Source organism: Synechocystis sp. FACHB-908, assembly GCF_014698595.1.
GTDB lineage: Bacteria > Cyanobacteriota > Cyanobacteriia > Cyanobacteriales > Microcystaceae > Synechocystis.
The window spans coordinates 167,892-179,148 of the sequence record NZ_JACJTH010000021.1; the positions used below are offsets into that span (position 1 = coordinate 167,892).

General features: G+C 48.5%; 8 protein-coding genes. 4 read left to right on the forward strand and 4 right to left on the reverse strand.

The window, feature by feature from the left end; genetic code table 11:
- Positions 1 to 29: 29 nt before the first annotated feature.
- On the reverse strand, positions 30 to 878 hold the full coding sequence (locus tag H6G46_RS07125) for an SPFH domain-containing protein (RefSeq protein ID WP_010871399.1): 849 nt from the start codon (positions 876 to 878) through the stop codon (positions 30 to 32).
- 234 nt (positions 879 to 1,112) lie between these two features.
- Between H6G46_RS07125 and upp the strand changes: the two genes are divergently transcribed.
- The 4 genes from upp (at position 1,113) to H6G46_RS07145 (ending at position 4,796) form a co-directional block, all read left to right on the forward strand.
- The gene (upp, locus tag H6G46_RS07130; RefSeq protein WP_010871398.1) at positions 1,113 to 1,763 is read left to right on the forward strand and encodes a uracil phosphoribosyltransferase; all 651 of its coding nucleotides are present in this window, start codon (positions 1,113 to 1,115) and stop codon (positions 1,761 to 1,763) included.
- A gap of 69 nt (positions 1,764 to 1,832) precedes the next feature.
- A complete protein-coding gene (locus H6G46_RS07135; RefSeq protein WP_010871397.1) occupies positions 1,833 to 2,132 on the forward strand; it encodes a thylakoid membrane protein in 300 nt (99 codons plus the stop codon).
- Between the two features lie 99 nt (positions 2,133 to 2,231).
- Positions 2,232 to 3,110 carry an MBL fold metallo-hydrolase gene (locus H6G46_RS07140; RefSeq protein ID WP_010871396.1) on the forward strand — a complete coding sequence of 293 codons (879 nt, stop codon included), beginning with the start codon at positions 2,232 to 2,234 and terminating at the stop codon, positions 3,108 to 3,110.
- A gap of 132 nt (positions 3,111 to 3,242) precedes the next feature.
- Complete coding sequence (locus tag H6G46_RS07145) at positions 3,243 to 4,796, forward strand: TAXI family TRAP transporter solute-binding subunit (RefSeq protein WP_231848043.1); 1,554 nt, start codon at positions 3,243 to 3,245, stop codon at positions 4,794 to 4,796.
- A gap of 465 nt (positions 4,797 to 5,261) precedes the next feature.
- On the opposite strand, the gene typA is transcribed toward H6G46_RS07145, so the two are convergent.
- The 3 genes from typA to H6G46_RS07160 form a co-directional block, all read right to left on the reverse strand.
- Positions 5,262 to 7,055: a translational GTPase TypA gene (typA, locus tag H6G46_RS07150; RefSeq protein ID WP_010871394.1), complete on the reverse strand. Its 1,794-nt coding sequence runs from the start codon at positions 7,053 to 7,055 to the stop codon at positions 5,262 to 5,264.
- 208 nt (positions 7,056 to 7,263) lie between these two features.
- A complete protein-coding gene (locus H6G46_RS07155) occupies positions 7,264 to 9,105 on the reverse strand; it encodes an EAL domain-containing protein (RefSeq protein ID WP_010871393.1) in 1,842 nt (613 codons plus the stop codon).
- Positions 9,106 to 9,133: 28 nt separating this feature from the next.
- Positions 9,134 to 11,254 (reverse strand): EAL domain-containing protein, encoded by a 2,121-nt coding sequence (locus H6G46_RS07160; protein WP_010871392.1) that lies wholly within the window; start codon positions 11,252 to 11,254, stop codon positions 9,134 to 9,136.
- Positions 11,255 to 11,257: the final 3 nt, after the last annotated feature.

An 11,257-nucleotide genomic window follows, 5' to 3' on the forward strand; every position in this document is an offset into this window, starting at 1 on the left:
CCCTGGGACCTATAACTTCCCCGCTGCCGCTAGTTAGCCAGGTCAGTTAGGTTAAACATAAAGGGAACCGCAGACCCCTTGCCTTCTCCCCCCATCACCAAAACCTTGGGCATGGGAGCCCCCCCTTCCCGCCAAGCTTCGATCGCCTCTTTTTGTAGGACTAATTCCCCCCCCTGAGCTTTTAAAGTTTCCGCCAGTAACCGTTGGGCTTCTGCCTTCCCCTTGGCTCGGTTGATGTCCGCCTGGGCCTGTTGTTCCGCTTCCTGGGCCACATACACTGCCCGCTGGGCTCTCTGCTCAGCAATTTGTTTTTCCTCCACCGCCTTGGCAAATTCGGGGGAGAAGGCTAAATCCACCACACTGGTGTCCAGAACAATGATGCCGTATTTCTCCAGGCGGGAATTAAGGGCGTTATCAAAGTCTTCCTTCAACTCGCTCCGTTTGGTGATGGCTTCTTCCACTGTGCGTCGCGCGGCGGCAATTTTAAAAGATTCCTGGGTTTGGGGAGCAATAATCTTGGCGACAATATTTTGTAACGTGCCTTGGGTGCGGCGAATGGTAACGACCTCGGTGGGATCGAGGCGGAAATTAATGGCAAAGCTGGCAGACAAATCTTGCAAATCCTTAGTGGAGCTTTGGGCCGGCACTTCAAATTTTTGCACCGTCACATCGTAAATATCCACCGACGATACCAGGGGCGGTTTGAAATGAATGCCTTCTAGTAGGGCTCCGTCCTGGGCTTTACCCAACACACTCAACACACCGGCTTGACCAGGGTTAATCACCACAAAGGAGTTAAAACTCAGCAGGACTAGCAAGGCGGCGATCAGCCCCCCCACAATGGACTGCCAGCCGTCAAAGGATGGTTGTTTGCTCATAATGCTTGCCTGTCTGTCGTTGAACTTGGGGGAAATCCCTGCCCAAAGTATGGCAGAAAACCTTTCCCTTCCCAATGCCCCAACTTCCGGTAACCCGATCTGAGCTACAGTGGAGTTCCGCGGTGAATTGTTACCGACGGTGAGACCACGTCCTAACTTTTAGCCCATTTTTCGGTTCCCCAACGGCCAAGATTAACAAAATTAAATTTTAGATATTAACTTTTAAGTTTTCCCATGGCTTCTCAATTACGTGTTTATGTGCCGGAGCATCCTCTAATTAAGCATTGGTTGGGGGTAGCTAGGGATGAAAACACGCCGCCGGTTTTGTTTAAAACTGCCATGGGGGAATTGGGACGTTGGTTGACCTATGAGGCCGCTCGTTATTGGTTGCCGACGGTGGATACGGAAGTGAAAACTCCCCTGGCGATCGCCAAGGCCAGTCTTATTGACCCCCAAACGCCCTTTGTCATTGTGCCCATTTTGCGGGCGGGGTTGGCTCTGGTGGAAGGGGCCCAGGGGTTGTTGCCCCTGGCAAAAATTTACCATCTGGGTTTAGTGCGCAATGAAACTACCCTGGAACCTAGTCTGTATCTGAACAAGTTGCCGGAGCGGTTTGCCCCCGGTACCCATCTTTTGTTGCTAGATCCCATGTTGGCTACGGGTAATACCATCATGGCTGCTTTGGATTTGCTGATGGCCCGGGACATTGATGCCAATTTAATCCGTTTGGTCTCCGTGGTGGCCGCCCCCACTGCCCTGCAAAAATTAAGTAATGCCCATCCCAATTTGACCATCTACACCGCCATGATTGACGAACAACTCAATGACCGGGGTTACATTGTGCCCGGCCTAGGGGATGCAGGCGATCGTTGCTTTGGTACTTGATAACACCATTAAACTAGTGATCAAATAATTACAAATTCACCCCCAAACGTTAACAACAGGAGTAAAGTCATGGCTCAAAAAGATAACTTCGCCGGAGGATTTTTATTAGGTACGGTCATTGGTGGCGTAGTGGGGGGAATTTTGGGTTCTGTCCTGGCCAATCGAGCTGCTACCCAAAGCCCCGACCGGGAAAAATTAGACACTGAGGGGGTAGGAAATCTCGATAGTGAGGAAAATATTGAGTTGGCTCGCCGTCGCCTGGAAGACAAAATTGCCCAACTTAATTTGGTTATCGACGATGTCCGTGACCAGTTGGGCCACGTCAATGAATTAAACAATATCAAGGAAGTACAAGAAGAACATCGCTAACCAATCCCCGCTGAAGGCCTTTCCTCGCCACTCCCTTGGCCTGGGTCTAGTTGAAGTTACCGCCATCATTGCTGGGGAACCAGAGGAAGTGACAATCCAATGACATTCAAGATCAAATTTTGGGGAGTACGGGGTAGTATCCCTTGTCCAGGGCCAACCACAGTGCGCTATGGGGGCAACACCACCTGCGTGGAAATGGCGATCGGAAGGGAACGACTGATTTTTGACGCAGGCACCGGCATCAAGATGTTGGGGGATAGTCTCTCAAGCCAGGAGAGCGTGTCGGCCGATATTTTCTTTACCCATAGTCACTGGGACCATATCCAAGGATTTCCATTTTTTACCCCTGCTTTCCGGCCCGGTAACTTTTTTCGAGTTTATGGTGTACCGACCCCCGATGGTACAACCATTGAACAACGGCTCCATGAGCAAATGTTGCACCCCAATTTTCCTGTGCCGTTGCAAACGATGCAGGGCATTGTGGCCTTTTACGATTTGGAGGTGGGGGAAGATGTTGTGATTGGTAACATTGAGTTGCAGACCCGGCCTTTAAATCACCCAGGGGAAGCCATGGGTTATCGGGTAACTTGGCAAGGCATTACAGTGGCTTTTATCACTGATACAGAACATTTTCCCGATCGCCTGGATGACAATGTATTGGCTTTAGCCCAAAATGCAGATGTGTTGATCATTGATGCCACCTATACCGACGAAGAATATTATGATCGCCAGATGAGCAAGGTCGGTTGGGGCCATTCCACCTGGCAAGAAGCGGTGAAGGTGGCCCAGGCTGCCAGGGTAAGACAATTAATCCTCTTCCACCACGATCCTGGCCATGATGATTCAATGTTGGATGTCATATGGGACCGAGCTAAACAACAATTTCCCGCCACGGCGATCGCCAAAGAAGGCATGGAAATCAGCTTGATTCCTGGAACAATGGCTAATCCTCTTGCAACCATTACCATAGTGGGGTGAGGTCGGCCCATCTTCAAGGGATTCCATCCTTAAAATAATCAGTTAAATTCCAATAAATTTTAAGGACTGGTTGGAGATAGCCGAATTTTCCCTTTCCCCCATGGGCCAATAGCTTTTATACCCAATCCAGTTTTGAACTTTTTTAATCTGTCCCCATTGGCAAATAATCTTTCCCTACAGAAATTACTCCAAAATCGACTGCCCTGGGCTGTGGTTGTGATTGCCCTTTTTCCCTTGGTGTTTGTCGGTTGCACTACCAGGAAACCCGCCACCGTGACCCTGTCCACTGGCAATGGGCTCAGCGCCTATGTTCGCATTGGCCAACAAATCCAGGAATCAGCGGCCACCGTTGACCTTGTTGTGGTGGACAACAAGGATTCCCAGGGTTCCCAACAAAATTTACAACGGCTATTGGACGGGGAAGTGGATTTTGCCATGGTGCAACTCGACGTGGCCAGCGAAGCCATGAAAGCAGGGGATGTAGCTGCCGTGGCCATTCTGACTGAAGAATATGCCCACATCGTTGGCCGCAAAAATCAAAATGTGAATACCCTAAGAGATCTAGAGGGTAAAAAAGTCAGCATTGGCCCCCCAGCTAGTGGCATCAACTTCACCGCCACCCGCTTATTTGATTCCACCAATTTGACCATTCAACCCTATACCCAGTTAGGTTTGAGTATGGGCTTGCAAAATTTCGTTGCGCCCAACAGTCCCTTGGATGCCATGGTGTACGTGGGGCCGTTTAAAGCCAGCGATGAAGTGCGGGAACAATTGACCATTGTGGAAAATGTTGATTTTGTGCCCCTGAGCGAAAGCTTCATTAATTACCTGACTTTGCAATTTCCTGAATCCTACCGCAAAGCCTATATTCCCCAGGGTACCTACCGTGCGTTGCCCCCATTTCCTTCGGAAGACATTCTGACCATTTCCACCGGAGGGGCCTTATTAACCAGACCCAATATGAATCGGGAAAAAGTGGCTTTAATGACCTGGGCAATTTTTGCTAATTCTAGGCAATTCGCTTCGTTTTACCCCAAATTGGCAACGGAGAATGGTTCGGTTAATCTTTATGAGGGCTTGCTGTATATTCATCCCGCCGCTATGCGTACCTATCGGGAGGGAGACCCCCGCATTGCTTGGTTACGTTATCTTCAGGAGAACAAACCCCTCCAGGCCGCCTCCATTATGCTGTTGGGCACTACCACCATTGGCTTTTTGCTCCAGGGTTGGCGCAAACGGAAAACGGAAAAGTTCCTAGTGGGCCACCGTCAGGCGATCGCCGATTTGCGGGAAACGGCCCAGGAAAATCCCCAGGAAGCGTTAAGGGAAATTGAAAGTTTAAAACAAAGCTATCGCCTGATGTTGATTGAAGGCAATTTAGCGCCGGATTTATATCAACAAATTGAGGGCATGAACGAGGTTTTTATCGAACAATGCCGTACGGAAATTAATCGCCAACAGGACCAGGATTTGAGCAAAATCATTGGCGGTTTAACAGAAGTCCAGCAATACCGCAGCAATAATGCCCCTTGGATGGTGGAACATCTGCAACAATGCCAGGAAATTTATCGGGAAATGCTTCTCAAAGGACATTTAGATTTTCCCACCTACCTTAATCTTTATCAAATGCAACTGTTGTTGGATATTCTTATCAGTCGGCCCCAGCCCACGATGGAGAGAGTTTGACCTTTCCCCATGGCTGCCAATTTCTTAGTGCACGTTTGGGAATTGGACCAAACCGGAGCGGTACAAAATGCCGCCATTCGCCCGTATCAAATTCCCCGTTTTCCCAAAGTTCCTCGTACGGAATTCTTTTGCCTAAACAAGAGAGTTATGGCTAATTCAAATCAGACTAAGAAGGCAGCGTTTGCTGTAAAGCTTTTACCAAGACCACTTTAGTTAGCCTGTTTAAATTATTCTTAGAACCTGTTTATAAAGTCTGATTCTGCCCCCTAAATCTCCTCACTAAAGCTCCGGCAATGCTGGGGGACTTTGACTTACTTTCCCCCCAAACTTGGGGGGCCAGGGGGGCTTTCCAAACACGCTCTTAATTGAATTGGCTATAACTGAACCAAAGGGATAGAAAGTTACTATGCCTGGATTGGTGTTCCTTTCTGCCCCTTTAAAACCTTGCAAAGCCCCATTGTTCTGTTAACGTTTGACCAACTTTTTCCGGGCTACTTTCCGTAAACGGATGGATTCCGGCGTAATTTCCACTAACTCATCCGGTCCAATGTATTCCAAAGCCCTTTCTAGGTTCATATCTTCCGGCGCTTGGAGCTGTACCAATTCGTCCCCGGTGGCCGAACGGTGGTTGGTTAGCTGCTTGGTTTTACAAACGTTCAGTTCAATATCTTGAGGCCGGTTATGCTCACCGATGATCATGCCCTTGTAAACCTTGGTGCCGGGAGTAATGAAAAATACGCCCCGATCCTCAGCGTTTTTCATGGCATAGAATGTGGCCACCCCTTCCTCGAAGGCCACCATGACACCGTTATAGCGGGTTTCCAAATCACCACTCATGGGGCGGTATTCCAAAAAGCTGTGGTTCATGATGCCTTCCCCCCGGGTGATGCGGATAAAATCCCCCCGGAAACCCAGTAAACCCCGGGCCGGAATGACAAATTCCAATTGGGTGCGGCCGTTGACGCTGGTTTGCATATCTTGCATTTCTCCCCGTCGTTGTCCCAGCCGTTCAATACAGGCTCCCACCGCCGCTTCTGGTACATCTAAAACCAGATATTCCACTGGTTCACAGGGTTGACCGTTGACCTCGCGATAAATCACTTGGGGCTGGGCCACTTGAAATTCATAACCTTCCCGTCGCATGGTTTCAATCAAAATACCGAGGTGCAATTCCCCCCGACCAGAGACCAAAAATTGCTCGGCACTTTCCCCATCTTCCACCCGTAGAGCAACGTTGGTTTCCAATTCCCGATTGAGGCGATCGCGAATCTGACGGGAGGTAACAAATTTGCCTTCTTGGCCCGCAAAGGGAGAATCATTGACCGAAAAGGTCATTTGCAAAGTCGGCTCGTCCACTTTGATCAGGGGCAAAGCCTGGGGTTCATCGGGACAGGTCAAAGTCTCACCGATATTGGCATCGGCAAAACCGGCGATCGCCACAATGTAGCCGGCACTGGCTTCTGGCAGTTCGATGCGATTCAACCCTTCAAAACCCAAGAGTTTACTAACTTTTCCTTTGGCGATCGAACCATCCTCTTTCACCAAGGCGGCCTGTTGTCCGGCTTTAACCGTACCGTTGTGGATGCGGCCAATAATAATCCGTCCCAAATAATCGGAATAATCCAGGGTAGTCACTTGTAACTGGAGGGGTTTGTTCGGATCGCCGGCCGGGGGCGGGACATGGTGCAAAATCGCCTCAAACAAAGGCTTCATATCCTCGGAATCGTCGTCCAGACTTTCTTTAGCAAAGCCCCCTAAACCAGAAGCAAACAGAGTGGTGAAATCACACTGGTCATCGTCTGCCCCCAGTTCCACAAATAGATCAAATACCTTATCCACGGCGGTGTTGGGGTCGGCCCGGGGACGATCAATCTTATTAACCACCACCAGGGGGCGCAGACCTTTTTCCAACGCTTTTTTGAGCACAAACCGAGTTTGGGGCATGGGGCCTTCATTGGCATCGACGATTAACACACAACCGTCCACCATACCCAGCACCCGTTCCACTTCCCCACCAAAATCAGCGTGGCCAGGGGTATCGACAATATTAATTAACGTATCTTGGTAGCGGACCGCCGTATTTTTCGAGAGGATAGTAATGCCCCGTTCCCGTTCCAGATCGTTGGAGTCCATCACACACACCGGTACGTCTTCCCCTTCCCGGAAAATGCCTGATTGCTTCAACAAAGCATCAACAAGGGTGGTTTTACCGTGATCAACGTGGGCAATGATGGCGACATTGCGGATGGGAAGAGACATAACGGGCAAGCGGCTTCAAGGTCCGCATTAACAATTTGTAATATTCAGTCTATCCTACCGTTGCCTCCTCTGGAGCAAAAAGCTTCTAAAACTGAACCTAAGAGCCTGTTTGAAAAGCCCCCTGGCCCCCAATTTTGGGGGGAAACTGAGTGAAAGTCTCCCATTATTGGGAGATTTAGGGGGCGGAATAAAACTTGCCAAACACGTTCTAATTACCCGCAATGTATTTGTGCAAAAAGCTATTGGCGGCCAGAATATTTAACGGTTCACTGAAGCAATAGCCCTGCATGAAAAAGCAATTGAGGCTATCTAAAATGTTAATCTGTTCCTCCTGTTCGACCCCCTCGGCCACCACCTTCAGGTTGAAGGTTTTACCAAGATTGATCAGGGTTTCCATCATGGTTAAATTAGGAACGTTATCGGTTTGTTCTAGTAACTGTGCCGTTAGGGATTTGTCAATTTTTAGCTTTTGAAAAGGTAAATCCTGGAGACAACGGAGGGACATATAGTCGGTGCCAAAATCATCTAGGGAAAAACCCACGCCGTAGTTATGTAAGTTGGTGATAATTTGCTGTGCCAGACCAAAATCCTTCATCACAGTGGATTCTTGAATTTCTAACTCCAAGTAATGGGTCTCCATCTTGGCCATGGCGATCGCCTCCATGACCATATTTTTAAGTAAAGGATGATAAAACTGCTTTTCAGAAATATTAACGGAAACTAAAAAAGGAGTTTGCAATTGCTGTTGCCACAGGACATTTTGTTGACAGGCAGTTTCTAAAATCCACCGAGTGAGGGGCACCATAAATTCCGTTTGGTCGCTCCACGGCAAAAACTGTCCCGGGGGCAGTAGGCCCTTTTGGGGATGTTGCCAACGGATAAACGCCTCCATGGCCTCAATAGTTTTTTTACGCCAATTAATCTGGGGCTGATAGTACAATTCCAACTCATGTTGTTCCAACGCCCGTAGTAAACGCTTTTCTACGATCGCCAAACGCTTTTGATCAGAGTCAGAAAGTCCTGGCACCGGCTGGGGGGCACCGATGCGCACATCCACCGCTGTTTCTATATGGTCATCCGCCTCTCCTGACCCCGGGTTGGTGGGTTGGGGTAACAACTGCTGTAAATTTTCTCTAATGTGACCGATCAAGTCATTCACCTGCTCCCCATCCACCGGATAGAGGGCCACCCCGTAGGTAATCTCTGGCTGGAACGGTCTTCCCCCCGCCGTCACCGGAGCTAAAACCGGTTTCATCAAGCGTTGAGCAATTCCCAACAGGCTGCTAGTATCCTGTACCTTGGACACCAGAAAAATAAACTCATCTTTATCCCAACGGGAAACAATATCTCCATTGCGCAAATTTGACTTCAGTTTTTGCCCCGCTTCCTGTAGGAAAGCATTGGCCACCGCGTCTCCCCGTTTGCGCTTGAGATCAGACCAATTATTAATCTGGCAGAGTAAAACCCCCACCTGGGCATGGTGACGACGGGCATTGGAAAGGGCAATATTTAAGTACTCCAAAAACAGAGTCTGATTGGGCAAATCCGTTGCCGTATCAAGATAGGATTGCTCGTGAAACGTTTCATCATTGGAGCCAGCCAACAAATCAACCCCTTCCCTGGTGTTATAGCTGGAGGCAATCTGAGCGGAAACCGCCTCATTATAGGGAGAAGTCTGGGGCAATATTTCCACTGGCTGGGAGGAAGACTCCCCAAACCCCTCTCCAGTAACGTGGTAACTGGCATTGATGCTACAGCCAAAATTAATCAGGTCACCATTTTTTAGCTCGTGAATGAGGCGTTTTTCCCCATTCACAAAGACGCCGTTTTGACTTTTATTGCCCTCTAGATCCCCATCAATAATCCAAAAACACTCTTCGTTAGTTTTACTATTAGTCTTCCGCATCAGGGTGGCATGGTGCCGGGAAGCCTGCCGGGAGTGAATCTGGATGCTAGTACCAGAATGGCGACCAATGGAATACTGTTGCTCGTCTAAGATTATTGTTCTTCTTTGATTGGCATCTTCTAGAACTAGTATGTGTTGCTTCATAGAGAATCTGGGATCTATTAATTCTAAGTTATGCCAGAGGATCAGCCTTAATCTTATTTTGACTCAAAAGTTCCGTCGCGGCATCAACTTTGAGGGGCCTACTAAACCAAAAACCTTGTATTTCCTGGCATTCCAGTTTTTGTAGTACTTCCAACTGCTGTTGAGTTTCTACGCCTTCACTGATGATGCGAACACCCAATTTTCTTCCCAGGGTCATAATGCTGGTAATGATCGCCTCGTTGACGGGACTCTGCTCCAAATCTTTGATAAAGGACTCGTGGATCTTGACGGCGGGAATCTTAAACTGTTGCAAGCAGGACAGAGTGCCTAGGCCAATACCAAAGTCATCGAGGGAAAGATTAACACCAATGGTGGCCAACTGTTCGATGGCCCGGCGAGAATAATCAATGTTGTCCATAATGATGCTTTCAGTCACCTCAATGGTCAACCAGTGGGGCTCCAACTGATTCTCCTCTAGGATACTTTGGATATTGGCAATCAAGTGAGGATTTTGGAATTGGTTGAGGCAGAGGTTAATACATACAGGTAAGGGGGGAATCCCGGCCCCTTGCCATTGCCGATTCTGTTGGCAGGCCGTCCTTAGAATCCATTCGCCGATGGGTACAATTAAATCAGTTTTTTCTGCCAAGGGAATCAGATTAACCGGAGAAATTTCGCCAATTTCGGGATGGTGCCAACGCAACAGGGCCTCCATGCCAGTAATTTCCCCTGTAGTTATCTGGAGGATGGGCTGGTAGGTTAGGTAGAACTGATGCTTGTCCAGGGCCTCGTAGAGTAGGTTTTCCAGTCGGAAAAACAGGTTAGCTTTAGAGGCGGCCTTTTCGTTAAAGAAAGCGAAGGAGTCAAAATGTTTTTCCTTAATTTGTTCTAGAGCAGTGTGGGAATTTTTCAATAGGGTAGCCCCATCAGTACCCCCATCGGGGTAAACGGCGATGCCCACCTTACCCTTGAGGTGAATTTTTTGTTTGGCCACGTCAATGCTCTCTTCCAGCATGGCCAGCATTTCCTTCACCATTTCCGTCAAGGCTTGATTGTCCCCCGGTTCCTTGAGCAAAATGGCAAACTGTTTTCCCTGCCAGCGGCAGGCCAAGCCCCTTTTTTCTGTCCACTGACTCAGGCGTTTGGCTACGGTTTTCAGCAATATTTCTCCACACCCTAGTCCAAAGGCATTGATCATCCGCTCGTAATTATAAAAATTGAGGAACAGGATAGCCAGCCGACTTTGATCTCGCTGTACCTTTGCCAAGGCGATCGCCAATTGCTCCTCAAAAAAAGCATGGTTGGGTAGCCCGGTCATGGGGTCGTAGAAAGTATGTTGGGCCAAGCTATCTTCTGCCTGTTGCCGTCGGGTAATGTCAATTAAGTAGCTACGAATAATTTGATTTTCAGTCAGATAATGGACGTATTGCTCATAGCATTCATCGCCACTTTTCACTTCCCGCAAAAGCAAATTGCCCCGTACATTTTGGGCTTGGTTGAGCAGACCTTCTAAAATAGGATGGCTGACGCCTAGGTCATTGATATCCCGAAACTTAATACTTGCCGGCGGATTCAGATAAACAATTTTGCCATTGAAATCAATTTCCACAATGGGATGGGGACTAAGCTCAGCAAAGGAAGAAAAACGCACCAAATCAGCAGAACTAGGGGCCAAACGGGATGCTTCCTGTTCCTGCTCATTTATAATGGTGGACTTACTGGTGTACTCCCCCAAACTTTGGCGAGACAAGTCTTCTAAGGACATGGCCTCCAGGGGGTTGAACATGGCAATTTCCAAGGAAGTGGAAACGATGTAGTAACTAGCCTTGGACTGACTACCAAATAAAATCACATCCCCGTGTTGCAGGTCGTGGGATTCACTATCCTGTCCATTGATAATCAGACCATTGGTACTGCGATTGCCCTCCAAATCCCCGTCTAAAATCCGGTAGGAATAACCTTCATTTTGGGAGGTGGGTTTGATGCGAATTAGGGTGGCGTGGTGGCGGGATACTACCTGGTCGTAAATGACAATATCATTGCTGGATTCCCGTCCAATGGAATAGGTGGGTTCGTCCAAGGAAATAATACGACGGGCTTTTTGATCTTCGATCACAAATATATGTCGAAATTCAGGCAGGTTAGTCATAAC

What these genes read in the sequence shown, in the direction of transcription:
- H6G46_RS07125 (WP_010871399.1), bottom strand. Translation starts at nt 878, where the DNA reads ATGAGCAAACAACCATCCTTTGACGGCTGGCAGTCCATTGTGGGGGGG.
- upp (WP_010871398.1), top strand. Translation starts at nt 1,113, where the DNA reads ATGGCTTCTCAATTACGTGTTTATGTGCCGGAGCATCCTCTAATTAAG.
- H6G46_RS07135 (WP_010871397.1), top strand. Translation starts at nt 1,833, where the DNA reads ATGGCTCAAAAAGATAACTTCGCCGGAGGATTTTTATTAGGTACGGTC.
- H6G46_RS07140 (WP_010871396.1), top strand. Translation starts at nt 2,232, where the DNA reads ATGACATTCAAGATCAAATTTTGGGGAGTACGGGGTAGTATCCCTTGT.
- typA (WP_010871394.1), bottom strand. Translation starts at nt 7,055, where the DNA reads ATGTCTCTTCCCATCCGCAATGTCGCCATCATTGCCCACGTTGATCAC.
- H6G46_RS07155 (WP_010871393.1), bottom strand. Translation starts at nt 9,105, where the DNA reads ATGAAGCAACACATACTAGTTCTAGAAGATGCCAATCAAAGAAGAACA.
- H6G46_RS07160 (WP_010871392.1), bottom strand. Translation starts at nt 11,254, where the DNA reads ATGACTAACCTGCCTGAATTTCGACATATATTTGTGATCGAAGATCAA.